The sequence below is a fragment of the Pelagibius marinus genome, from assembly GCF_014925385.1.
Classification (GTDB): domain Bacteria; phylum Pseudomonadota; class Alphaproteobacteria; order Kiloniellales; family Kiloniellaceae; genus Pelagibius; species Pelagibius marinus.
The window spans coordinates 228,217-253,701 of the sequence record NZ_JACSDK010000013.1; the positions used below are offsets into that span (position 1 = coordinate 228,217).

Genomic DNA, 25,485 nt, shown 5'->3' on the forward strand with positions numbered 1-25,485 from the left:
TTTTTGTGCGCCCCTTCGCAAGCAATAGTGCCCCGGTTCGTCAATGCGAGGGGCCGCGCGGCGGTCCTGAGCTGCTCAGCGGAGATCGGAAATGGCCAAGGTAATCCAGCACTTCATCAATGGGCAGGTGGTGGCCGGCGCGGGGCGCCGGACGATGCAATCCTTCAATCCTGCCACCGGGGAGCAGAGCGGCGAGGTCTCGCTGGCCGACGCCGCCGACGTGCGGGCGGCCGTCGAATCGGCCAAGGCCGCCGCGGACGCCTGGGCGGAAACCACGCCCTTGCGCCGGGCCCGCATCCTCAACCGCTTCCTGCGCCTGCTGGAGGAGAGGATCGACGCGTTGGCTGCCGTCATCACCGCGGAGCACGGCAAGGTGCTGTCCGATGCCAAGGGCGAGATCCAGCGCGGCATGGAGGTGGTGGAGTTCGCCGCCGGCGCGCCGCAGTTGCTGAAGAGCGAGATGACCGAGAACGTCGGCTCGCGCGTCGACAGTCACGCCTTGCGCCAACCCCTCGGTATCGTGGCAGGCATCACGCCCTTCAACTTTCCGGCCATGGTGCCGATGTGGATGTTCCCGGTGGCGCTCGCCTGCGGCAACTGCTTCATCCTGAAGCCCTCCGAGCGCGCCCCTTCCGCCTCCCTGATGCTGGCCGAATGGCTGACGGAGGCGGGGCTGCCCGACGGCGTCTTCAACGTGGTCCAAGGCGACAAGGAGGCCGTCGACGCCATCCTGCAGGATCCCGACATCGATGCCGTGAGCTTCGTCGGCTCGACGCCGATCGCCCGCTACGTCTACCAGACCGCCACAGCGGCCGGTAAGCGCTGCCAGGCCCTGGGTGGTGCCAAGAACCACATGATCATCATGCCGGACGCCGACATGGACCAGGCCGTCGATGCCCTGATGGGCGCGGCCTACGGGTCCGCCGGCGAACGCTGCATGGCCATCTCGGTGGCCGTGCCGGTGGGCGAGGGGACGGCCGATACCCTCGTTGCCAAGCTCGAGCCGAAAGTCCGCGCCCTCAAGATCGGCCCGGGAACCGACCCTGAGTCCGAGATGGGGCCCCTGGTCACCGGGCAGCACCGCGACAAGGTGCGCGGCTACGTGGACGCCGGCGTCGCCGAGGGCGCCAGGCTCGTCGTCGACGGCCGCGACCTCAGCCTGCAGGGCTACGAGAACGGGTACTTCATCGGCGCCAGCCTGTTCGACCACGTGACCACCGACATGACGATCTACAAGGAAGAGATCTTCGGCCCGGTGCTCTCGGTGGTGCGCGCCAAGACCTATGCCGAGGCGGCGCAGTGGGTGAACGAGCACGAGTTCGGCAACGGCACCGCCATCTTCACCCGCGACGGCGACGCCGCCCGGGAGTTCGCCCATCGGATAAAAGTGGGCATGGTCGGCGTCAACGTGCCGATCCCGGTTCCCATGGCCTTCCATTCCTTCGGCGGCTGGAAAGCTTCCCTGTTCGGCGACCACCACATGCATGGGCCCGAGGGCGTGCGCTTCTACACCCGCCTGAAGACAATCACCACCCGCTGGCCGTCCGGCATCTACGCGGGGGCCGACTTCGCCATGCCGACGATGGGGTAAGAAGCCCGCCGAAGAGCCGGTGCTGCTCGCGGCTGGAGAGAGGTTCCAGCCGCGTGAGCCGCCACCACTGTCTAACTCAGCTTTGACAGCTCCCTGTCATTCTGCACGGCGTCCTTCGTGGCGGAGAACACCTCGAAGCTGAAGTCGTCGTGATACTGCGCCTGCAGAAAGTTCATGAAGCGGTCATGGAACTGGCGCGTGTGATCATGGGCGAGGCGGTCGGCTTCGGAGACGTCCTGGCGTCGGATGGCCTCGATCATGTCGAAATGCTCGGACGTCAGGATGTGGTCCGTGGTCGAAGACCGCAGGTAGTCGAAGTGCATGTGCAGGATCCGGCGCCCCTCATCGAGCAGCTGCCCATAGGCCCGCGTCAGGTAGGGGTTCTTACCCGCTTCCGCCACGGACATGTGGAAGTCCCGGTTGGTCGCTGACATTTGCAGGTAGTCGTTGGCGGCGCAGGCTTTGTCAAAGGCCTCGGCGCGGACCTGCATGCGCTCCAGGTCTTCGGCGCTGCGAAACTTGGCAGCCAGGCGCGTATTGATGCGCTGGAGAAAGTCCAGCGCTTCCACGTAGCGCGGGAAATTCGCCATGTCGACCGGGGCAACCAGCGACGAGCGGTTGGAGAGCATCTCGATCAGGCCGTCCGCGGACAGGCGCACCAGAGCCTCTCGAATGGGCGAGCGGGACATGGCGAACCTTCGCGCAAGTGTGGTCTCGTCCAGCGGGAAGCCCGGAGCCAGCTTGAGCGTCAGAATCTCGTGGCGCAACTGCTCGTAGACGAACTTCGCGCCACGGCCTTTTGCTTGTCTTTGCGCAGGTGTCTGTTTTTCAAACATTTTCATCTCTTTTCCCCGGTTGTGCGCGGTTCCGTTGATCCACGCCTGACCGGTCCCTGGTCCTACACCAGATTATCATCCCACAACAAAGGTATTGACGTGTCGGCAAAATGTCGACAACAATCTTGCATGCTATGTGTCGACAAGACACAGCAAACAAGCAAGAACGGGAGTGTTTCATGGGGAATCTGATCAAGGGCTTGGTTGCCGCTGCCGCCATAACGCTGGCAACGCAAGCCGCTCACGCGCAGGTCGCTAACGACAGCCGCCTGACCACGGTGCTCGAACGGGGATCGCTCCTTTGCAGCGGCCACAACGGGTCGTTCCTGGGTTTTGCAGAGGTGGACGACAAGGGTAACTGGAAGGGAGTCGACATCGACCTCTGCCGCGCTTTGGCTGCCGGCCTGTTCGGCAAGTCCGAAGGCCACCTGGAGATTGTTCCGATCAGCTGGGCTCAGCGTTGGCCGGCGCTGCAGTCGGGGGACATTGATGTGGTGATCAAGGTCTCTGGCTGGACCCAGAGCCGCGACACCGAATTGAACCTGGCTTACAGCCGCCCGTACTTCATCGGCGCCTTCCAGGTGATGGCGCATGCCAAGCTGGGCGCGAAGACAGTGGCCGATCTCGACGGCGGCACTCTCTGCGTGGGGGCCGGCACCTCGACCGAGCGCGCCGCCGCGACCTACCTCGAGTCCCATGACATCGAGGCAGAGCTGCTGACCTTCGAGAACGGTGATGAACTGCGCAATTCTTACTACGAGGGCCGCTGCGACGGCCAGGTGGAATGGGCGCCGAGCCTTGCCGCCGGTCGCGTCGATGCGCCCGATGGTGCCGAAAGCCATGTGATCCTGCCCGACGTCATCGCGCTGGAAGCTGAAGGCATCATCGTGCCCGAGGGCGACCCGGATTGGCTCGATGTTCAGAACTGGATGCTCTCATCGCTGTGGTTCGCCGAAATGGAAGGCATCACGAGCGAGAACGTGGACGATATCCGTGCCAACCCGCCGTCCGAGACTGTGGCCAAGTTCCTCGGTGTTTCGCCGGGCTATGGCGATCGCCTCGGTCTGCCGAACGACTGGGCCTACAACATGATCAAAGAGGTCGGTAACTTCGCCGAGATCTACGACCGCAACATCGGTGCCGGGTCTCCCTACAACCTGCCGCGCGGCATTAATGCGCTCTACAACGCCGGAGGCGTCTTCTACCCGATGATCGTCGACTGACGTTGAGCAAGTAGTTCGGCCCGGGCGCCATCGGGAGCCCGGGCCAGCTCAACCCAGCACTTCCGTAGTGCCGACCAAGAGGATCACGTCATGACTGCCATCCTGAAGGACAGGCGTGTCCGCGACAGTATTCTTCAGATTGCGTTCGTCGGGTCGATCGTCTTAGTGGTCGTGGTCTTCGCACTGACCGCGCGGGTCAATCTCGAAGCGCAGGGACTGACGTCCGGCTTCGGCTTTCTCGAGCGTTCCACCGGCTGGCGGATCAGCTTCTCCCTGATCGAATACTCGACCTCGTCCCCTTACTGGAAAGCGATCGTGGTCGGGATCCTGAATTCGCTCTTCCTCGGCGCGATCGCCTTGCCGCTGGCCACCCTGATCGGCGTGGCCATCGGCGTCATGCGCACGTCCGGCAACGGAATGGCCGAGCTGGTCGGCACTTTCTATGTCGAGACCTTCCGCAACATCCCCCTGATCCTGCAACTTCTCTTTTGGTACACACTGTTGCTTTCCCTGCCGTCGGCCAGGGAAGCGACGCCGATTCTCGGCGGCATCGCCTTCACCGGCCGCGGCATCTACATCCCCGGCCTCAATGTGACCGGCGAATCAGTCTTTGTGGCCGCGGTCATCACAATGACCGCGATGGCGCTGGCGCTCCGGTTCCGCGCGAAGCGCTGGCCGGACCTTGACCTGAAGCAAGCCGGCCGCGAGCGGCGCCTATTGTGGGGTGCTGCAGTCGTATTGGCCATAGTAATCCTGTGGATCGGGCGGATACCGGAGACATCGCTTCTCAGCATTCCTGAGCAGCGCGGCCTCAATTTCCGCGAAGGCATCCGCATTTCGCCGGAGTTGATGGCCTGTATCATCGCAATCGGTGTCTACGGCGGCGCCTATATTGCAGAGATCATTCGCGCGGGGTTCAACGCCGTGCCCAAGGGGCAAGGCGAAGCCGGACATGCGCTCGGTCTCACGAGCTGGCAGATCTTCAGTCGAATCCGTCTGCCACTGGCCATTCGAATCGTGATGCCGACGCTCATCAATCAATATGTGTGGCTATTCAAGGCCACGACGATCGGCATCGCCATCAGCTTCACCGACTTCTTCATGGTGGCCTCGACCGCGATCAACCAGAGCGGTCAGACGCTGGAACTCATCGCGATCTTGATGGGAGGCTTCCTGATCATCAACTATACGATTGCCTGGGTGCTGAACCGCGTGAATGACGCGATCAAGCTCAGAGGCACGCAGTTGAGGATCTGAGATCATGACCGCTTCTGTCATGCCTGCGGCACTTTCACGTCAGCCCGTGCTGGGTGTCTTGAAGAAAAAATACTTCGCCACCCGCCTCGATGCCGCGGTGACTGTCCTTTTCGCGGCGTTCATCGCTTGGATCGTGTGGTCACTGGTCAACTGGGGAGTCCTCGACGCGGTCTTCGGCCCGAACCAGGGAGATGTCTGTCGCGAAGACTTGGAGGGTGGAGCGTGCTGGTCAGTCGTCTCGACGCGCTGGCGGATCGTCCTGTTCGGCCTCTATCCCTTTGAGGAGCAGTGGCGCTCGGGCATCGCCTGCATCGCAATGGTCGTCGTGGCGATCCTGTCCTGCATCCCCTGGTTCTGGTCGGCCAGGCGGCTGCCGGTCCTGTGGGTTGTCGGCTTTGCCACCTTCTACGTGCTGATGCGCGGCGGATTCCTCGGCCTGGCCGAGGTGACCGAACAGAATTGGGGCGGCCTGTCCCTGACGATATTCATCTTTGCCGCGGTCAGCCTGCTCGGCATGCCGCTTGCAATCATCTTCGCGCTTCTGCGCCGCTCGAAGCTGCCGTGGATCGCCAGGACGATGGCGCTCGTCATCGACACGATCCGGTCCCTGCCGCTTTTGACGATCATGTTCACCTTCGCCATCGTCATGCCTTTCGTGCTGCCCGACTGGGCCATCGGCGATAAGCTCTACCGCGTGATCGTCGGCTATGCGCTCTTCTTTGCCTGCTATCAGGCCGAGATCATCCGCGGGGGCATGCAAGCACTGCCGAACGGTCAGGAAGAGGCCGCGAAAGCGCTCGGGCTCGGCTACTGGCACCGCATCGGTTACATCATACTGCCGCAGGCCTTCCGCAATGCGCTGCCGCCGACGATCAACCAGTTTGTCATTACCTTCAAGGAAACGTCGCTGGTCACGATCATCGGCTTCTTCGACGTGATGGCGTCGGGGCGTGCAGCCTCCGGTACCGCTGAATGGAATTTCGCGGTGGTCGAGATGTACGTCTTCGTCGCGCTGATCTTCTATGTCTTCGTATTCTCTCTGTCGCGCTACGGCGCCTATCTGGAACGCCGCCTCGGCGTCGGTCGCCGATAAAGGAGCTTTCCCATGTCTGCACCCGCCATCCGTATCGCGTCCATGAATAAATACTACGGTCACTTTCATGCGCTGAAGGGAATCGACCTTGAGGTCGCGCGAGGCGAGAAGATCGTGATCTGCGGCCCGTCGGGCTCCGGAAAGTCGACCTTGATCCGCTGCATCAACAGGCTGGAGGAACATCAGTCCGGCGTCATCGAGGTCAACGGAATCGAGTTGAACGACAACGTGGACAACATCGAAGAAATCCGCCGAGAGGCCGGAATGGTCTTTCAGAATTTCAATCTGTTCCCGCATATGACGGTTCTGGAGAACTGCACACTCGCGCCGATCCTGGCGCGGAAGATCGGGCGTGCGGAGGCCGAGAAGACCGCGATGGAGTACCTTACGCGAGTCAAGATCCCCGAGCAGGCACATAAGTATCCCGGCGAGCTTTCCGGCGGCCAGCAACAGCGCGTCGCGATTGCCCGTGCGCTCTGCATGGCGCCCGAGATTATGCTCTTCGACGAGCCGACTTCCGCGCTCGACCCGGAGATGATCTCGGAAGTCCTGGACGTGATGGTCGGGCTCGCCAAGGACGGCATGACCATGGTCTGCGTCACCCACGAGATGGGCTTTGCGCGGCAGGTGGCCGACCGGGTGATCTTCATGGCCGACGGCGAGATCGTCGAGCAGGGTCCGCCCGAAGAGTTCTTTGTGAATCCGAAAAGCGATCGAACCAAGACATTCCTCAGCCAGATATTGGCGTAGCGACCATGGGCACAGTGAAGGGCCGAAGGCGCAGATGCCTCACCTACATCCCTAACCAACAAGGATATGCGAAATGAAACTGAGCGGAGTCATGCCGGCGCTCGTTACCCCCTTCGATGCGAACGACAAGATTGACTTCACGGCTTTTGAGGCGCTGCTGGTGCATCTGCGCGAGGCCGGTTGTTCCGGCTGGGTGCCGAACGGTTCGACCGGGGAGTACAACGCCATGACCGCAGACGAGCGTGCCGAGGTGTTGAAGTTCGTCGCTGACTTCGCCAACGACGACGAACTCCTGATTGCAGGCACCAATGCCGGGTCCACCCGCGAGGTGATCGAGCATACGCAGCGCGCCTACGACCTGGGCTATCGCGCGGTCCTGTTGTCGGCGCCCTATTACGCCATGCCGGCGGAAGATGAGCTCATCAAGCACTATCAGGCTGTGCTGGATGCCGTCGACGTGAACCTGGTGATGTACAACTACCCGCCGAAGGTCGGTGTCGAAGTGACCTTTGATGTGATCGACGCCCTTGCGGACAATCCTCGGGTGATCGGCATCAAGGAAAGCTCCGGCGTGCTGCAGCGCGCCGTGGACATCTACAGCCGCTACAACGGCCGTGTGCAGCTGGTTTCGGGGTCGGACGACATCGCGCTCGACTTCATGTTGTGGGGCGCCGACAGCTGGATCTGTGGTCCGGGCAATTGCATGGCCAAGGCCTGTGTCGACCTCGACAACACCTTCAAGGCCGGTGACCTTGAGGCGGCGCGCGACAAGATGGCCAAGCTCTACAAGGCGATGAACAGCCTTGAGACCGGCAAGTTCGTGCAGAAGGTCAAGTATGGCTGCGAATTGCAGGGCGTACCGGTGGGCAATTGCCGTGGGCCGCTGCAACCCCTGTCGGATGCGGAAAAGGCCGAATTCCGCGCGGCAATGGAGCCAATCCTGAATTGGTAACCCGCTTTGCGGAGCCACCTTTGGTGGCCCCTGGCAGAGCCTTTTTGGACACTGCGAAATGAGCCATGTCGTCGTTGTCGGCGGCGGAATCGTGGGGATCTGCTGCGCGCTGGAACTGCAGCATGACGGTCACCAGGTAACGGTGCTGGAGCCGGGGGGCGTGGGCGAGGGGGCCAGCTGGGCCTCCTGCGGCTCGATCGCCGTGAGCGAGGTCATCCCGCTTTCGAAGCCCGGCACCCTGAAACGTGTGCCGAAATGGCTGCTGGATCCTCTGGGCCCGCTGACCTTGCGGGCCTCGTCGATTCCCGGTGTGCTGCCCTGGTTTCTGAGGTTTCTGAGCAACTCCCGCATGTCGCGCATCAAGGCCATCAGCGAGGATATCTCGGCCCTGAGCCTGCGGGCGCTGTCGGACCTGCAGAATTTGCTGGCGCGCTATGACCTGTCGGACCTGCTGCGCCAAACCCCGGTGATTGAACTCTATGACGATCGCGAAGAGCTGGCGCGGGAGGGTCTGTATCATGACATGCGCCGGGACCTCGGCTTCCAGATCGATGAGATTTCGGGGGCAGAGGCGAAGGAGATAGAACCTGCGATCGCCGGGAATTTCGCCTGCGCCGCGGTGTTCCGGGACTGGCGCTCGGTGACGGAGCCAAAGCGCCTCGTGGTCGAGTTGCATAAGGCCTTCACGGCGCGAGGCGGCGTGGTAGAACCGGTGGGGGCGGTGGGCTTTCTGCGCGATGGCTATCAGGTCAAGGCGGTCCGTACCGCTTCGGGCGGAACCGTGACGGGCGACGAGTTCGTGATCGCAGCGGGCGCCTGGTCCAAGAAGCTGGCGAAAGCACTGGGGGTGAAGATCCAGATGGAAGGCGTCATCGGCTACCAGACCCTCCTCAGGGAGCCGGGCGTCGATGTGACCCACGCATTGATTTATGCCAAGGGCGGCTTCGGCATCACGCCCTATGAAAACGGTCTTGCGGTCGCGGGCGGCATCGAATTCGCCAATCTCCATGCCAGGCCCAATTGGAATCGGGCCGACATCCTGGTGGCAAAGGCCAGGCGCGTATTGCCGGACCTGCAGTCTCATTCGGCTGAGCGGCGCATGGGCCGTCGCCCTCTGACGCCCGATACCAAGCCGATCATCGGCCGGGCGCCGGGCACTCCCAACGTGATTTTCGCAACCGGTCATGGACAGCTCGGCGTGACGCTCGGGGCCACGACGGCAAGGTATGTGAAGGACATCGCCGGGGGTCGGGCGCCCAACATAAACCTGGCCACTTACCGGCCCGACCGTTTCTGAAGGAGAGCGCTATGACCGACAAAGTCTGTCTGATCACCGGCGGCGGCCGCGGTATGGGCGCTGCTATCGCCCGCGAGATGCACGCGCGCGGCTACATACTCGCATTAATGTCGCCCTCGCAGAGCTGCGAGAAGCTGGCCGCGGAGCTGGGCGGCGTGGCCCGCCGTGGCGTGGCCGAAAGCGCCGAGGACCTGCAGGCGATTTTCAACCTGACAATGGAAACCTATGGCCGCATCGATGCGGTGCTGATCCATGTCGGCGGTCCGCCCAAGGGGGACCTTCTGGAGATCTCGGAGGAAGACTGGGACAAGGCCAACGCGATGGTCCTCAAGCCAGTCATTCGGATGGCGAAGCTGGTCACCCCGATCATGGAGAAGCAGGGTGGCGGGTCGATCGTCAACATCACGACCTTTTCGGCCTTTGAGCCCAGCCTGGTCTTCCCGACCTCCAGCGTTTACCGCGTCGGTGTGTCGTCTTTCACCAAGCTCTACTCGGACCGCTACGGGCCTGCGAATATCCGCATGAACTGCCTGCTGCCGGGCTTTACCGACAGCCTGGACCTGCCACAGAAGTTCTCCGACATGTCCGCGCTCGGGCGCCTGGCCCGGGCCGAAGAGCAGGCCAAGGCGGCCGCCTTCCTGCTGACCGACGATTCCAGCTACATCACGGGTCAGAGCCTGCGCGTCGACGGCGGCGTGACCCGCCACATGTGAGGTTTTCCATGCAGAATCAGCTTTTCATCAACGGCAAGTGGAGCCCCGCGAAATCCGGTGCGATATTCGACGTCGTGGACCCCTCGAACCGCGAAGTCTTCCACCAGGTGGCCCGGGGCGGGGCCGCGGACATCGAGGCCGCCGTCGCCGCGGCGCGCGAAGCCTTCGACAACGGCCCCTGGCCGCGTATGAGCGGGGCCCGACGCGCCGGCATCCTTCGCAAGATGGGCGACGAGATCGCCGCGCGCAGCAACGAACTCGCCCACCTGGAGGTGCGCGACAACGGCAAGCCCCTGCCGGAAGCGGTCTGGGACATCGAGGACACGGCGGGCTGCTTCCACTTCTACGCCGACCTGGCCGAGCGTCTGGACAACGACGCCGAAGAGGACATCCCGCTGCCGATGGAGACCTTCACCGTGAAGGCGGTGAGGGAGCCCGTCGGGGTCGCCGGCGCGATCATCCCCTGGAACTTCCCGATGCTGATGGCCGCCTGGAAGGTGGCGCCGGCCCTGGCGGCGGGCTGTACCATGGTGCTGAAGCCCTCGGAGCTCACGCCCCTGACCGCCCTGGAGTATGGATCGATCGCGGAGAAGGCGGGCTTGCCCGCCGGTGTGCTGAACATTGTCACGGGGTATGGTCCCGAGGCCGGGCAGCCGCTCACCGAGCACCCGGGCGTCGACAAGCTGGCCTTCACCGGATCGGTCCCCACGGGTTCGAAAATCATGCAGGCGGCCGCGCGGGACATCAAGACCATCAGCCTGGAACTGGGCGGGAAGTCACCCCTGGTGGTCTTCGGCGACGTCGAGGTCGACGAAGCGGTGGAATGGATCCTCTTCGGCATCTTCTGGAATCAGGGCGAGGTCTGCTCGGCCACCTCCCGGGTGCTGATCGAAGAGTCGATCTATCCCCGGCTCATGGAGCGGCTGGTGGAAGAGACCCGCAAGATCAAGATCGGGCACGGCCTGGAGGAGGGCGTGCTGCTTGGCCCGCTCGTGAGCCAGGGTCAGCACGAAAAGGTCCTGGCCGCCATCGAGCGTGGCAAGGCCGAAGGAGCGACGCTGGTGACCGGCGGCGGCGTGCCCGCAGGTCTGGAGCAGGGCTGCTACGTCGAGCCCACGATCTTTGCCGAGGTTCCCACCGAGAGCTGGATTTGGAAGGAGGAGATCTTCGGACCCGTGGTCTGCATCCGGACCTTCCAGAGCGAGGAAGAGGCCGTGCGCCTTGCCAACGATACGCGCTTCGGACTGGGCGCGGCGGTCATGTCCAACGACCTGGAGCGCGCCAACCGCGTGGCCCGCGCCTTCCGCGCCGGTATCGTCTGGATCAACTGCTCACAGCCCACCTTCACCGAGGCGCCCTGGGGCGGCTACAAGCAGTCGGGCATCGGCCGCGAGCTCGGGGAGTGGGGCCTGAACAACTACCTGGAGACCAAGCAGATCACCACCTATGACCGTTCGGCCCCCTGGGGCTGGTATCTGAGGGAATAGGCGATGCGCTGGACACGGATGCTCCAGACAGTCGACGTGCATTGCGCTGGGGAGATCGGCCGCGTCGTGACCGGCGGTGTGCTGGACCTCCCCGGGGCGACCATGGCCGACAAGCTCGCCCATATCAACGAGGTGGACGACAGCCTGCGCCGGCTGCTGTGCTCGGAGCCGAGAAGCGGCCCGGCGGGGTCTTTCGTGCTGCTCACGCCGGCGACAACGCCCGAGGCCGATACCGGTTTCATCGTGCTGCAGCCGGACCAGGCTCATGCCATGTCGGGCTCCAACGCCATGTGCGCGGTCACGGCGCTGCTGGAGACCGGCATGAAGCAGATGATCGAGCCGGAGACCGTGGTGGTGCTCGACACGGCCGCGGGGCTCGTGCGCGCTGTGGCTCAATGCGAGGACGCGAAGGTCCTGCGGGTCACCCTCGATATGCCGCCCTCCTTCGTGGCGCAAAAAGCCGCCAGGATCGACACAGACCTGTGGGGATCGGTCGCCTACGATCTTTGCTTCGGCGGAGTTTTCTACGCCCTGGTCGACGTGGACCAGCTGGGCCTTACCATCGCGCCGGAGAACGCCCGCGCCCTGGCGACCAGTGGCGTGGCATTGCGCGACAGGATCGCCGCGACGACAGCGATCCTGCACCCCACCACGCCGGCCCTCAACGGACTTGCCTATGTCATGTTCCGCAGCGATGAGCCTGACGGGGCCATCCGCACTTGTACCACCCTGCGCCCCGGGCGTGTCGACCGCTCGCCCTGCGGCACGGGGTCGAACGCCAATGTCGCCGTGCGGTACGCCGAAGGAAGGATGAAGCCGGGCGATGTGGTGGTTTCCCGCTCGATCATCGGCGGCGAGTTCATCACCGAATTCATCGGCGAGGCCCGGGTTGGTCCCTATGCCGCCACCCGCAACCGGGTGTCGGGGCAGTGCTGGATCTACACGATGAGCCAGATCGGTCTGGACCCGAGCGACCCCTTCCAGACCGGCTTCATGCTCTCCGACACCTGGGGCGGGACCGCCTGACAATACTCATTGAGGACCCAACCATGTCCGTCATGTCACCCAACGATCTGAACGCCTTCTGGATGCCGTTCACGGCAAACCGGCAGTTCAAGAAGAACCCGCGCATGTTCGTCGCCGCCGACGGCATGTACTACACCACCTCTGACGGCCGGCAGGTGCTGGACGGGACCGCCGGCCTTTGGTGCTGCAATGCGGGGCACAAGCGCCCGAAGATCGTCGAGGCCGTGCAGGCCCAGGTGGCCGAGCTGGACTACGCCCCGGCCTTCCAGATGGGGCATCCCAAGGCCTTCGAGCTGTCGAACCGGCTCATCGGCATCGCGCCGGAGAATATGGCGCATGTGTTCTATACGAACTCGGGCTCGGAGTCGGTAGAGACGGCGCTGAAGATCGCGCTCGCCTATCACCGCGCGAAGGGCGACTCTTCCCGCACGCGGCTGATCGGGCGCGAGCGCGGTTATCACGGCGTGAACTTCGGCGGCATCTCGGTGGGCGGCATCGTCAACAACCGCCGATTCTTCGGCAGCCTGCTCACCGGCGTCGACCACCTGCCGCACACACACCTCCCCGAGCAGAACGCCTTCACCCGCGGCCAGCCCGAGCACGGCGCCCATCTCGCCGACGATCTGGAGCGGCTGGTTGCCCTGCATGGGGCGGAGACCATCGCCGCAGTCATCGTCGAGCCCATGGCGGGCTCGACCGGTGTCCTTCTGCCGCCCAGGGGCTACCTGGAGCGCCTGCGCGAGATCACGCGCAGGCACGGCATCCTCCTGATCTTCGACGAGGTCATCACCGGATTCGGGCGCCTCGGCGCGGCCTTCGGAGCCGACTTCTTCGGCGTGCAGCCTGACCTGATCACCACCGCCAAGGGTCTCACCAACGGGGTCATCCCCATGGGCGCTGTGCTGACCACGGCGGAGATCTACGAGGCCTTCATGCAGGGGCCGGAAAACGCCATCGAGCTGTTCCACGGCTACACCTATTCCGGCAACCCGATCGCGGCCGCGGCCGGGCTCGCCACGCTCGACACCTATCGTGAGGACGCGCTCTTCGAAAGGGCGGCCGAGTTGGCCCCTTACTGGCAGGAGATGCTTCACGGCTTGAAGAGCCTGCCGCATGTCATCGACATTCGAAACCTGGGCCTGATCGGCGCCATCGAGCTGGAGCCGGTTCCGGGCGCGCCGACGAAACGGGCCTTCGAGGCCTTCCTTGCCGCCTATAAGGAAGGGGTGCTCATCCGCACGACCGGCGACATCATCGCGCTCTCGCCGCCGCTGATCATCGAGAAGCACGAAATCGACCGGATCGGCGAGACGCTTGCCGCGGTCCTGAAGGCGGCAGCGTGACGGGTAGGTTCTCTGGCAAAACCGCTCTCGTGACCGGCGGCGCCGGCGGCATTGGCGCGGCGATCTGCCGGCGGTTGGCCGCCGAAGGGGCGCAGGTGGTGATCTGCGACTTGAATGCCAAAGCCGCGGCGGCCTTGGCTGGGGAGATCTGCAGCGCCAGCGTGGAGAGAGTGGACATCGCAGACGGCGCGGCGGCGCGGGCGATGATCGAGCGCGTGGTGGCCGCGCATGGGCGGCTGGATGTCCTCTGCAACAACGCCGGGGTAAACCGACGGGGTGACCTGCTGAGCCTCACCGAGGTGGACTGGATGGCGTCCTTCGCCATCAATCTCCATGGCATGTTCCATCTCTGCCGGGCGGTGCTGCCGCACATGATCGAGGCCGGCGGTGGCGCGATCGTGAACACCGCCTCGCAGTGGGGGCTTTACCCGGCACCGGGCCATATCGCCTACAACACCTCCAAGGCGGCGGTGGCGGCCTTCACCCGGAACCTGGCGCGGGACTACGCACCGCAGAAGATCCGCGTCAATGCGGTATGTCCCGGTGAAGTGCGCACACCGATGCTCGAATCGAACCTCGCGCGCACCGGTCGCAGCCTTGACGACTTGAACGCTCTCGTCCCCTACGGCCGCATCGGCGAACCGGAGGAGATCGCCGCCCTGGTCGCCTTCCTCGCCTCCGATGAGGCGCCCTACCTGTGCGGCGCGCTGGTGGAGATCACGGGCGCACAGGCGGTAGCGTAGAGGAAAGCCCACATGTTCGATCTGAAAGGCAAGACCATTCTCGTGACCGGCGCCACGCGCGGCATCGGCGCGGCCGTCGTGGCTGAGATCCATGTGGGGGGCGCCAATGTCATCGGGCATTTCGGCCGCAATGCCGGGTATGCCGAGGCGATGCAGAAGCAATATCCCGAGCGCCTACATCTTGTGCGGGCCGATCTGAAAGATCCGGCCGGTGCCGACAGGCTCTGGCACGAGGCACTAGCGGTCCACGGCAGGATAGACGTGCTGGTCAACAACGCGGGCATTTACCTGGCCTCGCCGCTGGATGATGCGACGGCATGGGTGCGGAGCTGGGCCGAGAATATCCAGGTGAACCTTCAGGCGCCAGCCGACCTCTGCCGCCATGCGATCCGGCACTTCCAGGCCATCGGTGGCGGGATCATCGTCAACATGGCGAGCCGGTCGTCCCATCGCGGCGACGGGCCGGAACACCTTGCCTACGGCGCGGCCAAGGGCGGCCTTCTGGCACTGACCAAGGGGATCGCCCGGGGCTATGCCCACGAGAACATCCTCGCCTATGCCATTGCGCCGGGGTGGGTGCGGACTGCCATGGCCGAGGAGCATATCGCCACGGTCGGCGAAGAGGCAGTGACTGCCGCTCTGCCTCTGCGGGAAGTGACACCGCCCGAGGATGTGGCTGCGATGGTCGCTTTCCTGGCCTCGGGCCGCTGCCGCCACGCAACCGGTTGCACAGTGGACATCACCGGTGCTGAATACGTGAGGTAGCCCGATGGCCTCCTTGGCGGCGAGGGCCTAATCTTTCTGATCGAGAGTTCCACAAAGCGCCCAATCCCGATTGTCTGCTATCCCCTGATGGAGACTTACTTCCCCTCAGTCGAATCGCCTCCACCCTCGGCTCGCAGAGAGAGTCCGAGAGATGTCGGCTCATAATCGACCCTTGGCGGAACGACGGGGTAGACGGTGCGCTTTTCAAGGCAATCTTGCTCAAGACCTCGCAGGCGCAATGTGAGCATTCTCCCGGAGATGCCGTCGACATCCCGCTTCAGGTCAGAGAATCGACGCGGACCGGCATCGCCGCCGCTAATGCCGCCTTTGCTGCGGGCGTCGAACACTTCATCTATGCGTCCGTGGGCGGCGCAGAACCGGCGTGCAAGTCTCCTACTGGCAGTTTTTGTTGATTTAGTCCCTCGGTGACGCGGTTTTGGTGTCCGCTTCTGACAGTAGCGGACATCCGGTGCCGGCCTTCTGGCCGGTTTTCTTGGGACGGGGGTGTTCCGGTACTTTGCTGGTGAATCAGATCCTCATGTCATTCATGCTGGCTTAGCACATGGCGGCGGCTCTGGTCTGAGCTTGGCGAGCTTTCTCAGGTTCTGGGCCGTTGCGGCGAGCAGGAACTCGTCGTGCGCGCCACAAGGTCCTCGCAGCCGCAACCGGCCCAGCTTTAAGATGCGCTTGAGATGGGCGAACAGCATCTCGACGCGCTTGCGCTCACGGCGCGACTGGTCAAAGGCGGGCGTGTCGTAGAGGGCTCTGGCGACGTCGCGGGCGTCCTCATGGATATCGCGTGGGATCTTGCGATGTGGGGCCTTGGGACAGCATCTCTGTTTGAGAGAACAGGATTCGCAGTCGTACTTGCTGGACCTGTAGAGCAGGGTGCGGCCGTCGTGCACCTTACCCGTGGTCTTGAGCGTCTTGCCGGTGGGGCAGACATAGAGGTTGCGCACGTCATCCCAAGTGAAGTCGGCTCTGGAGAGGGTGCCGTCCTCGCGCTTTGATTTGTCAAAGACGGGGATGTGCGGAGCGATGCCCCGTTCCTTGACCAGCCAGGCCAGCATCGGCGCGGCGCCATAGGCGCTGTCACCGGCAAGCCGCTTGGGATGCAGACCGAAGCGCTCGCGCGTCCGGTCGATCATGGTGCGCGCGGCTCCCACCTCGGCCTGGCGGATCGCCCGCGTCGCCTCGACGTCGACGATCACTGCGTCCTGCGTGTCGATCAGGTAATTCGTCGCATAGGCAAAGAAGGCCGGGCCGCGCTGGGCGCCAGTCCACTGGGCGGCCGGATCGGAGGGTGAGACGAACTTCGGTGTCACCGTGGTGGCCGCCCCGAAGGCGGCGTCATCAAGGTGGGCCAGGTAGTCCCTGACTGCCTGGCCGGCATCGGCCGGGATCTCCTCGAGGCGCCACTTATCCCCGCGCACCGAGCGCTGCTTGTTGGCGTCGGCCTGGATGAGGCTGGCATCGACCGCGAAACCCTCACCGCCAACCAGACCCTCCATCATGCAGCGCTGCACGACGCTCTCGAAGAGGTGGCGCAGGATGTTGCTCTGCCGGAAGCGGCCGTGGCGGTTGCGCGAGAAAGTCGAGTGATCAGGCACCTTGCCATCCAGACCCAGGCCGCAGAACCACCTGTAGGCCAGGTTCAGGTGAACTTCCTCGCACAGCCGACGCTCCGAGCGAATGGCAAAGCAGTAGCCCACGATCAGCATGCGGATCATCAACTCGGGATCGACCGAGGGCCTGCCGATGGTGCTGTAGTGCCCGGCCAGTTCCCGCCGCACGCTGCCAAGATCGAGGAAATGATCGATCTGGCGCAACAGGTGGTCAGCCGGAACGTGATCATCCAAGCAGAAGTCGTAGAACAGCCGATCCGGCGCCGCATGTGTTCCCATCATCGCTCAGTCCTCCTCGCCAACACCCTAGGAAGACGGAATCACGGCTCCGGACCGCATTCAAGGCCGACTAAATCAACAGAATCGGCACGAAGGTGAAGTGCGCGAACAACAACTCTTGGTCCGCTTTGCGTCACGCAGCGGACGCGACCTGCGGGAGCTTAGGACGTCAGCGGCTGCCGAAGGATGACGCCGGTAGGCTGCTGGGCGCTGGGGGTAGGACGAGGAGCGCGCGTTCGAAGTGACCGCGACTCTCGTGCCGTGCCACGCCGGGAGACGTCTACTTCCCGGCAGCAGCGACTGGGGCTTGCGGGCAACGGCTTAAGCCACGCCGTGCACGACCCTGTGCACAAAGGGTGGCGGAGCAGATCTGCTCCGCCGCCGTTGAACCCTGAGCCCGCTGTTCGTCGGGGCTCAATGCCGTGATCTAGCTCGCATAGACAACGTTGATTTTTCCAGGCGTCTTGCGCCGCCGGATCGGCTTCACCCGGATCTCGACGTCATTGCCGAGCGCCGTCAGGCAGTCGAGCATCTTGGCTTCGCTGATGCCCCGGAACCGGCCGCGCAGCATGTCGGCAACCTTGCCTTGGCTCAGGCCCATCATCGCCGCGGCTTCCTTCTGAGTCAGCTTCCGCCGCTTAATGATCCGGCCGATGTTCACGGCAAGCTGGGCCTTGACCAGCATTGCTTCGGCATCGAGAAACCCAAGGTCGACGTAGACGTTACCGGAGCTTTCTCCGATCTTGGTCATCTTTCTTGCCCTCCTTGGCGTGTGCTTCTGCTTCCTTCAACCGGCTGCCGGTCCGGTAAGGTCGCTCTCTGCCAGTCGAAGGATTGACAGATTGTGCACCTGCGGATCCTGCGGGGATCGAGTCCAGCATTCTTTCGGCACCTGGTCTAGACTGGGTGATTACTTTGGTCCCGCTCGCGTCAGCCGCCGCCATCACTGAAGACCTCTTCACAGATCGCCTCAATGTGTGCCGCTTCCTCATCGGTCAAGGCAGCGAACTCCTTCTCGCGGCGTCTCTTCGGCAGCTTGCCGTTGTTCTGCCGGATAAACATGATCAGGTCCTGGGCCAGGCGGTCCGGCATCTCGACCGCCTCCATGATGCGCCGCTGCGCTTCGTCGTGACGGCGCAGATAGTCGATCTCTTCCGGCAGGTCGTGTTCGACCGTGCGCGCGACGCAGGAGTAGAGGAATTCGGCTTCGTCCGTGCAATCAAAGTATCGGTAAAGATCGGTCGTCTCGTTCAGGACCTCGACATTGCGGTCTGCGGTCGGACGCCAGTCGATGAAAGGCATCAGCGGACCAGAGTGCCCCTGCAACGTATGCCGGTAGTCGTCGATCCGGTCGAGCATGACCGACGAGACCGGAAACACCATGCCTTGCGGCGTGAAGTCCCGCTCGGCCAGCACGTGATGGATCAGGCAGCGGTGCAGGCGTCCGTTCCCGTCCTGATACGGGTGGACGTAGACGAAGCCGAACGCCGTGGCGGTCGCCTGGAGCACTGGATCGATGCCGCTCGCGCTCATCCGATCATTGGCGGCGAGCAAGCCGTCCAGCAGGTCCGGCAGGTCGTCCGGCCGCGCACCAATGAATTCCGGCAGGGGATCGCCGTTTTCATCGCGTTCGCCGAGGAAGGCTCCGTCGGGGCGCAGACCGGCCCGGATGAAACGTGTGTCCTCGATCAGAACACCGTGCAGTCGGTTCAGCTCGTCGAGTGTCAGAGGATTTTTGCCGGCCTGGAGGACTGCACGACCCCATCGTTCCAGCCGGTTGTGTGGCGGGCGCTCGCCTTCGATCGCGAAGCTGGCGCGGCTGTCCGCCAGCAGCAGGAAGCTCGCGGCGCGAGCGACGAGTTGTCCGCTGGTGCGCCCCAATGTTTCGGCGGCCTTCGTGGAGAGCGCACGTGCGCCATATTCCTCGAGCGCCGAGGTACGCCGGATGACTGGGCAGTAGCTGCCCGCCCCGAGCAGGTTATCCCGTACCCGGTGCCGCTTCGAGACCACCGGCTTCGCTGTCACATAAGTCTTCGGGTCGAGCGCTTCGGTGGCCGTCACCGTTGGCGCGTCGTCGATCGGCAGCCGCTTGCCGGTCATGCTCTCGTAGAAGAACCAGAGCCGGCGCGCGACCGTCCCGGTCGGTGCTTTTCTGACGAACTCCGCGATGACGTCCGGATCCACGGCATCGAACACCCGTTTGAGAACGAGAGGGTCGAACTGCTCATGGCGAAGGGCGAAGCTGATATGGTCGGCGACGCTGTCGCCCGGCCAGTAGCGCTTGTCGAAGATGGTCCAGTCGCCTTCTGCGCGGTGACTGCCCTTGATATGGCCACCGGCAACGGTGCTCACCGCCCGGACCGGCGCGGCAATGCCGAGGCCGTAAACCAGTGCCGCCCAGCCGGCCAGCCTCTTGCCCTTCGGGACAAGCCGGTCCTGGAACGTCGTTGGCGTGGCGAAATTGAGCTCCATCGGTCGAAATTCTTTCATCAAGGTCGAAGAGACCTCCAAGGAGGCCCGCCTAGTCGATATTTACCATACCACGGAATGGTCGAATTTCTTTCATTGAAATCGAAATATGCCACAAAATACATACATGGGTCGAAAATAACTACATATCTTGTGGCTACGCCACATTGGCAATAGGTCGATCCGTCGCCTGCGGTTTGCTATTTTGCCCGTCCCGCCCCACAGGAGTTACGCGTCGAGGTCGCCATGAGCCCCGCACTCGAGCGAGACTTGATCGAGAGGTATCCGAAGCTGTTTGCCGATTACGGCGCGGCGCCCGACAAGTCCGCGATGGCATTCGGTTTCGAGTGTGGCAACGGCTGGTTCGATCTGCTGGATGCGCTCTGCGCGCAGCTCTCCAAACTGAAGCCGGCCGGCGAGTCCGACGATCCGCTGCCGCTCACCGCACTCCAGGTGAAAGAGAAGTACGGAACCCTGCGGTTCTATCTTGGTGCCTGCAGCGACGAGGTGCTTGCTCTCGTAGAACTCGCCGAGGCGATGAGCGCGGGGATCTGCGAGACTTGTGGGAACAGGGGGCGGACCCGCGGGATGACCTGGCTCAAGACGCTCTGCAGTTCCTGCGCTCGCGAGCAGGGCTACGCGGAGACGGAAACTGAAGCCCCATAAGAGTTTACGCCTCCACCAACACTCTGCCATCACCGTGCTCAAGCAGCTCTGCGAACTCTACGGATGTTCTGAGACGGTAATCACCTGACAGTCGGCCGGCGCCGGACCGCGGCCCCGTTCGCGATGGGGCCGAGATCACCTCAACACCAGCGGTTTGGGTCCCGCCATGCACGACCTCTTCGTGTGCACAAGGACGTGTGCCGCCACCTGGCCGCGTCGCGTTCTAGACCGTCTGGACCGATAATCCAGCAAGGCCAAGAGTTTGAGCTACCCCACATACGTCTCGTGTGCACTATGTGTGCATCCGCACCACGAGCTTTGCGAAGTTGCCGTCGAAGCGCCGCGCAGACAAGGTCTTGATATCAGAGGGAAAAGCGGGATAACGTGGCGCTGCTAGCGTCGAACTAAAATTATCAAATGAAATGAATAACTTAAGTCGGAAGCTCTCCGTCGCGCCGATGATGGACTGGACGGGCGTTTCGAAAAACGCCGTAAAATTAAATACTAAGGGTTCTCGTGTTTTCGATGTTGTACCCTCGTTGTACTTGTCGCTGCATCCGATTTTCCCAAGGCACCGATATTCCTAACTGCAAGCCGTGGCTCTAATTCGGGGCCGGAACAAGAAAACCTTCCTGGTCACCAATTCAACGGGGTGAACCGCTTAACTGAGGCTGGTGATTGTCTGTTGGCCACCTCGCAACTCTCCGCGATCTTCCCCAACTCAAAACCTCTGCCTAGCCTCAGGGTTCTGCCACATCCAGGACGAAGGACGAGGGGTCTATGGTGTTTTCGATCAATGACAGAATTTCTGGTCGTAGCGATCCATCGCCGGGTTCGAACAACCCGGTGCGCTTCATAGCCTGGCGAACATCGATGTCGCGGCCCAGATATTCTAGCGCAACCTTCGAGGCACCGGGTTTGCGCCCCCGCCGAGTAGGGCCTCCGGTTTGGATGCCAAACAAGAGCCCAATCCGACTACGGTGGCTGGGATAAAACGTTGCTTGCGTAACCGAATTCACTTCGATCGCTTCGTATTCGAGAATATAAAGGCGGTCGGCAAGGTAGAACAATACTCCCTCATATTTGTTCAAGCCATTCGAAAGCCCGGTTTCAGGGTCGCGCAAAATCTCGATGTTTTTCCAGTAGAATCTGCCGCCCTCTCTGTAGATGAGCGCGAGCGAACGAATTATCTTTCCCGGATTTCCAAAGGAAAAGAAATAGCGGAAATAATAGCCTGTGTATTTCTCCAGGTCCTGGCTGCGTTGATAAAGCCTGTCGAGGTGGCGCAGCGGCTTGCTGAGCGCTTCCCTCTGGAGCGGCTTGCGCTTAAGGGCGACGATATCCTCGAACTGCTGTGGCTCCATCAATAACTCGGACTCCGACACTCCGAAGAAATCGCAGATGCGTCGCATATTGCCGCGCGAGGGGTGTGAGTTGCCCGCGAGGTACTTGTTAAATTGCTGGCGGTTCATGCCGAGCTTGCGGCACACCTCGGCAATCGAGGAGTGGTAGCTGCATAGCAGGGAGAGGTTGTGACGGAGCTCATCAGACATGCTTTATTGTTAAAGTGAAGCAATATCCGCGTCAATTCGCGAATGATTGCGAAATTGTTCGCTCCAAATCCAGCCGTAAGGATTCAAGCCACGGGGACACCCCGAGTTGTGCGGTAATCCAAAGGCAGGCAAGTGGAGCTCATTAAAAATTTTCCTCATAAAATTAAGGAAATCCTTCATACCAAGATCCCGATGCCCGATGGCTGTAAGCTAGCGGCGCGAATCTGGATGCCGGATGGGGCGGAAGATGCCCCGGTGCCTGCGATCTTGGAATATCTCCCCTATCGCAAGAATGACGTCACTGCTGCACGCGATGCCTCCATGCAGCCTTACCTGGCTGGGCATGGCTATGCAGTGATTCGGCTGGATCTGCGCGGAGCAGGGGATTCCGAAGGTTTAATGGTGGATGAATACCTGCCGCAGGAATTGCAGGACGGGTGCGATGCCATAGCCTGGATTGCGGATCAGCCGTGGTGCGACGGCAACGTTGGCATGATCGGTATTTCCTGGGGTGGTTTCAACGGATTGCAGATAGCGGCCCTCCAGCCGCCCGCATTGAAGGCGGTCGTAACGCTGTGCTCCACCGATGACCGCTACGCCGACGACGTCCATTACATGGGCGGCTGCCTTCTGGGCGAGCAGCTCAGCTGGGCCTCCATCATGTTTGGGCGGAACACCCTGCCGCCGGACCCGGCGAATGTTGGCGACAAATGGCGCGACATGTGGCTGGAGCGGCTGGAGGGCAGCGGGCTGTGGCTGAAGAACTGGCTGGAGCACCAGCGCCGCGACGCGTTCTGGCAGCACGGCTCGATCTGCGAGGATTGGTCTAAGGTGCAGGTCCCGGTCTATGCGGTTTCGGGCTGGGCCGATGGTTATCCGCGCAGCGTCTTTCGGTTGATGGAGCATTTACAGGGGCCCAAGAAAGGACTGGTGGGACCGTGGGCGCATCGCTACCCGCATATCGGCGAGCCGGGGCCGGCCATTGGCTTTCTCCAAGAGGAGCTGCGATGGTGGGATCAATGGCTCAAAGGCCACGAGACCGGCATCATGGATGAGCCGATGCTCCGGCTTTATATCCAGGACAGTGTGCCGCCGCAGGGCCACTACAAGGCCCGCCCTGGCCGCTGGATCGCCGAGCCGAGCTGGCCTTCGCCTCACGTGGTGCGGACTCTACTTCACTTGACGCCGCAGGGTGGGTTGTCCAAGGCTCGCCCCGAGGGCTCCGGGATCCTGAACTACCACAGCCCGGCGGATGTGGGCATGGCCTCCGGCAAATGGTGCGGTTACGCGAAGCCGGGGGATGCGCCGGTCGATCAACGGCGCGAAGATGCGGGCAGCCTGTGTTTCGAGCTTGAGATCCCGGAGGAAGGGCTGGCCTTCGCGGGCGACGCCAATGTGCATCTGCGCCTCAGCGTGGATCGGCCCGTGGCGCAGGTCGCCGCGCGGTTGGTGGATGTGCATCCCGATGGCCGCGGGACGCGCCTGTCCTTTGGCGTGTTCAACCTCAATCACCTTCGGGGGCATGACCGGCCCACGTTGCTGGTGCCTGGCAAGGTGTATGACGTGACCATTCCCATGAAGCACGTCGCGCAGGCCCTGCCTGCCGGGCATCGGCTTCGGCTCGCGCTATCCAGCAGCTATTTCCCGATGATCTGGCCCGCACCCGAGCCCGTGACGCTGAGCGTACATACCGAGGGCAGCGCGTTGGAATTGCCCCTGCGCCCGTCCGCTGCGCTCGATGACACTTTGGCCGAGTTCGAAGTGCCCGCGGCCGGATCGCCGCTGCCGACAGAGCAGATCGCCGAACCCGAATCCTGGTTCCGCATCGTCGAAGATGCGGCGAATGGTGAAATCCAGATGCAGATCGCCGATGGATGCGGCTTCACGCGTCTGCTTCCAAACGACATCACCTTGCATAAGCAGGGATACGAGACCTACGGCGTCAGGTTGGACGATGTGACTACGGCATGGGGGCGCACCGAGTGGCACTTCGGGCTCAGCCGTTACGACTGGTCGGTGCGAACCGAGACACGGACGCTTCTGCGCACAGACGCCATTGATTTCATCATCACCGCCGAACTGCGTGCTTGGGAGGGCGATACGCTTGTTGCGGAAAAACAATGGGAAGAGCGAATTCCGCGCGACCATATGTAAGTTAGTAGACGTGTATTTTGCGTCAGGTCGCGAAATGATGCGAAATTGACTGTTTGCATCGCTATGCAATGCTCCGGTCAAGGAATGTCTAGGGAGGACACGTCAATGAAACAGACAGAAACAACCCGCCGGGGATTTCTCGGCACAACGGCCGCGCTGGGGGCCGTTGGCCTGATCCCAAGCTGGACCACGGCCGTTTTTGCCCAGACCGGCGGCACGCTACGCCTGAGGATCGGCCGCGACAATAACGTGCTGGATCCCGGCTTCATGACTGGCAACTCCGAGATCGAGGCGCAGAAACAATGCTTGCCCTTCCTCGCGCAATATACGCGGGACGGTGAGACCTTCACCTGGGAGCCCACCTATTTCGTCACCAAGCTGGAACAACGCGACGCAACACATATCGACTTCGAACTGGCCGAGGGCTTGCAATGGTCAAACGGCTACGGGCCGGTCACCGCTTCGGACGTCAAGTACTCCTATGAGCGCATGAAAGAGACCGACTGGTCGGGTTATTTCGACGCGCTGGACCATGTTGAAGCGACGAGCGAACGCACCGGCACCATTGTGCTCAACAAACCCTTTGCGCCCTTCATCATGATCACGCTTTGCCACGGCCCCGGCGCGGTGCTGAGCGAAAAGGCCATGGCCGATGCGGGTGGCAAATTCACTACGAAATTCCCCGCAGTCTGCGGTCCCTACACTTATGAAGCAACACCGGGCCAGCGTGCGGTGTTTTCCGCCAACCCCGACTGGAACGGGCCGAAACCGGCCTTTGAACGCGTGGAATGCAATGTGATCACCGAGATCAAGGCGGCGGAACTGGCCTTTGAGGCCGGGGAGCTGGGTTGCACCAGGGTCGGCGCCGACACGTTGGCGCGCTATACCAAGGACATGCCCGACGGCGCCGGCATCGCGGTGGCCGGTGAGTTGCAATATATGTGGATGGGCATGAATACTCAGCACCCCAAGCTGCAGGATATTCGCGTGCGACAGGCAATTCAGCATGCGGTCGATGTGGACACGATCCTGCAGGGCGCCTACTCCGGCACGACGGCGAAATCATATGGCATTATCTGCCCCGGACTAATCGGCCAGCGCGACAGCGCCGGCTACAGCTATGACCCCGAGAAAGCACGCGCATTGCTGGCAGAGGCCGGCGTGTCCGGTCTTGAACTGACCCTGCGCACGCTGAACAACCAGGAGCGGATGCTCACCGCCCAGATCATCCAGGCCAACCTCGCGGCGGTCGGGATCACCCTCAATGTCCTGCCGCTCGACAGCGGCCCGTTCTGGGAGATGGGCCAGGAAAGCAAGGGCGAGACCTGGAAGGAGCTGGAGCTGTGGCTGATGCGGTTCGGCACCACGCCCGACCCCTATGAGGCGTCGCAGTGGTTCACCTCGAACCAGGTTGGCGTCTGGAACTGGGAGCGCTGGACCGACGAGGAGTTCGACCGTCTCTACGAGGAAGGCATCAATGAGACCGACCCGCAGGCGCGCCACGACATCTATGTGCGGATGCAGGAAATCATGGACAATACCGGCGCCTATGTCTGGATCAACCATGAGCCCGAGGCCTTCGTGCACAGCAGCGGCGTGACGGTGAATGCCGCCCCGTCGGGCGAGTTGAACTACCGCAGGTTCGCCAAGGGCTGATCGCCCG

The 25,485-nt window shown here is 62.7% G+C and carries 23 protein-coding genes; 17 read left to right on the plus strand and 6 right to left on the minus strand.

The window, feature by feature from the left end; translation table 11 throughout:
• Positions 1-91 precede the first annotated feature (91 nt).
• Positions 92-1,591, plus strand: coding sequence for a CoA-acylating methylmalonate-semialdehyde dehydrogenase (locus H7X47_RS15855; protein WP_193369682.1), 1,500 nt, complete (start codon positions 92-94; stop codon positions 1,589-1,591).
• Positions 1,592-1,662: 71 nt separating this feature from the next.
• Here H7X47_RS15855 and H7X47_RS15860 read toward each other — a convergent pair whose 3' ends face one another.
• Positions 1,663-2,427 carry a GntR family transcriptional regulator gene (locus H7X47_RS15860; RefSeq protein WP_193369683.1) on the minus strand — a complete coding sequence of 255 codons (765 nt, stop codon included), beginning with the start codon at positions 2,425-2,427 and terminating at the stop codon, positions 1,663-1,665.
• A 179-nt stretch (positions 2,428-2,606) separates the two neighbouring features.
• On the opposite strand from H7X47_RS15860, the gene H7X47_RS15865 reads away from it, so the two are divergent.
• The 12 genes from H7X47_RS15865 (at position 2,607) to H7X47_RS15920 (ending at position 15,076) form a co-directional block, all read left to right on the plus strand.
• Positions 2,607-3,650, plus strand: coding sequence for a transporter substrate-binding domain-containing protein (locus H7X47_RS15865; protein WP_193369684.1), 1,044 nt, complete (start codon positions 2,607-2,609; stop codon positions 3,648-3,650).
• A gap of 90 nt (positions 3,651-3,740) precedes the next feature.
• A complete protein-coding gene (locus H7X47_RS15870) occupies positions 3,741-4,907 on the plus strand; it encodes an amino acid ABC transporter permease (RefSeq protein ID WP_193369685.1) in 1,167 nt (388 codons plus the stop codon).
• Between the two features lie 4 nt (positions 4,908-4,911).
• Positions 4,912-6,000: an amino acid ABC transporter permease gene (locus H7X47_RS15875; RefSeq protein ID WP_227010531.1), complete on the plus strand. Its 1,089-nt coding sequence runs from the start codon at positions 4,912-4,914 to the stop codon at positions 5,998-6,000.
• A 12-nt stretch (positions 6,001-6,012) separates the two neighbouring features.
• Positions 6,013-6,750: an amino acid ABC transporter ATP-binding protein gene (locus H7X47_RS15880; RefSeq protein ID WP_193369686.1), complete on the plus strand. Its 738-nt coding sequence runs from the start codon at positions 6,013-6,015 to the stop codon at positions 6,748-6,750.
• A gap of 73 nt (positions 6,751-6,823) precedes the next feature.
• Positions 6,824-7,702: a dihydrodipicolinate synthase family protein gene (locus H7X47_RS15885; RefSeq protein ID WP_193369687.1), complete on the plus strand. Its 879-nt coding sequence runs from the start codon at positions 6,824-6,826 to the stop codon at positions 7,700-7,702.
• Positions 7,703-7,760: 58 nt separating this feature from the next.
• A complete protein-coding gene (locus tag H7X47_RS15890; RefSeq protein WP_193369688.1) occupies positions 7,761-8,999 on the plus strand; it encodes an NAD(P)/FAD-dependent oxidoreductase in 1,239 nt (412 codons plus the stop codon).
• An 11-nt stretch (positions 9,000-9,010) separates the two neighbouring features.
• The gene (locus tag H7X47_RS15895) at positions 9,011-9,712 is read left to right on the plus strand and encodes an SDR family oxidoreductase (RefSeq protein WP_193369689.1); all 702 of its coding nucleotides are present in this window, start codon (positions 9,011-9,013) and stop codon (positions 9,710-9,712) included.
• Positions 9,713-9,720: 8 nt separating this feature from the next.
• Entirely contained in the window at positions 9,721-11,199 is a 1,479-nt protein-coding gene (locus H7X47_RS15900; RefSeq protein ID WP_193369690.1) for an aldehyde dehydrogenase family protein, read from the plus strand.
• A gap of 18 nt (positions 11,200-11,217) precedes the next feature.
• Entirely contained in the window at positions 11,218-12,225 is a 1,008-nt protein-coding gene (locus H7X47_RS15905; protein ID WP_322096498.1) for a proline racemase family protein, read from the plus strand.
• A 23-nt stretch (positions 12,226-12,248) separates the two neighbouring features.
• Positions 12,249-13,568: an omega-aminotransferase AptA gene (gene aptA, locus H7X47_RS15910; RefSeq protein ID WP_193369692.1), complete on the plus strand. Its 1,320-nt coding sequence runs from the start codon at positions 12,249-12,251 to the stop codon at positions 13,566-13,568.
• Positions 13,565-14,311 (plus strand): SDR family NAD(P)-dependent oxidoreductase, encoded by a 747-nt coding sequence (locus tag H7X47_RS15915; protein WP_193369693.1) that lies wholly within the window; start codon positions 13,565-13,567, stop codon positions 14,309-14,311. Before aptA ends, H7X47_RS15915 begins: the two co-directional genes overlap by 4 nt.
• A gap of 12 nt (positions 14,312-14,323) precedes the next feature.
• Positions 14,324-15,076, plus strand: a complete 753-nt coding sequence (locus tag H7X47_RS15920) for an SDR family NAD(P)-dependent oxidoreductase (RefSeq protein WP_193369694.1) — start codon at positions 14,324-14,326, stop codon at positions 15,074-15,076.
• 95 nt (positions 15,077-15,171) lie between these two features.
• Here H7X47_RS15920 and H7X47_RS15925 read toward each other — a convergent pair whose 3' ends face one another.
• Complete coding sequence (locus H7X47_RS15925) at positions 15,172-15,324, minus strand: winged helix-turn-helix transcriptional regulator (protein WP_322096501.1); 153 nt, start codon at positions 15,322-15,324, stop codon at positions 15,172-15,174.
• Between H7X47_RS15925 and H7X47_RS26460 the strand changes: the two genes are divergently transcribed.
• A complete protein-coding gene (locus H7X47_RS26460) occupies positions 15,292-15,489 on the plus strand; it encodes a hypothetical protein (RefSeq protein ID WP_322096502.1) in 198 nt (65 codons plus the stop codon). The two genes, H7X47_RS15925 and H7X47_RS26460, sit on opposite strands and share 33 nt — an antisense overlap.
• Positions 15,490-15,621: 132 nt before the next feature.
• Here H7X47_RS26460 and H7X47_RS15930 read toward each other — a convergent pair whose 3' ends face one another.
• From H7X47_RS15930 to H7X47_RS15940, 3 genes are all read right to left on the minus strand, one after another.
• Positions 15,622-16,983: a transposase gene (locus H7X47_RS15930; protein WP_193369695.1), complete on the minus strand. Its 1,362-nt coding sequence runs from the start codon at positions 16,981-16,983 to the stop codon at positions 15,622-15,624.
• A gap of 424 nt (positions 16,984-17,407) precedes the next feature.
• Positions 17,408-17,731: a helix-turn-helix domain-containing protein gene (locus tag H7X47_RS15935; protein WP_193369696.1), complete on the minus strand. Its 324-nt coding sequence runs from the start codon at positions 17,729-17,731 to the stop codon at positions 17,408-17,410.
• 179 nt (positions 17,732-17,910) lie between these two features.
• Entirely contained in the window at positions 17,911-19,470 is a 1,560-nt protein-coding gene (locus H7X47_RS15940) for a Fic family protein (RefSeq protein ID WP_227010532.1), read from the minus strand.
• Between the two features lie 225 nt (positions 19,471-19,695).
• Between H7X47_RS15940 and H7X47_RS15945 the strand changes: the two genes are divergently transcribed.
• On the plus strand, positions 19,696-20,115 hold the full coding sequence (locus tag H7X47_RS15945) for a hypothetical protein (RefSeq protein ID WP_193369697.1): 420 nt from the start codon (positions 19,696-19,698) through the stop codon (positions 20,113-20,115).
• A 740-nt stretch (positions 20,116-20,855) separates the two neighbouring features.
• On the opposite strand, the gene H7X47_RS15950 is transcribed toward H7X47_RS15945, so the two are convergent.
• Positions 20,856-21,668, minus strand: coding sequence for a helix-turn-helix domain-containing protein (locus H7X47_RS15950; protein ID WP_193369698.1), 813 nt, complete (start codon positions 21,666-21,668; stop codon positions 20,856-20,858).
• Positions 21,669-21,800: 132 nt separating this feature from the next.
• On the opposite strand from H7X47_RS15950, the gene H7X47_RS15955 reads away from it, so the two are divergent.
• Complete coding sequence (locus tag H7X47_RS15955) at positions 21,801-23,822, plus strand: CocE/NonD family hydrolase (RefSeq protein WP_193369699.1); 2,022 nt, start codon at positions 21,801-21,803, stop codon at positions 23,820-23,822.
• A gap of 105 nt (positions 23,823-23,927) precedes the next feature.
• Positions 23,928-25,478 (plus strand): ABC transporter substrate-binding protein, encoded by a 1,551-nt coding sequence (locus H7X47_RS15960; RefSeq protein ID WP_193369700.1) that lies wholly within the window; start codon positions 23,928-23,930, stop codon positions 25,476-25,478.
• The last annotated feature ends 7 nt before the right edge of the window (positions 25,479-25,485 follow it).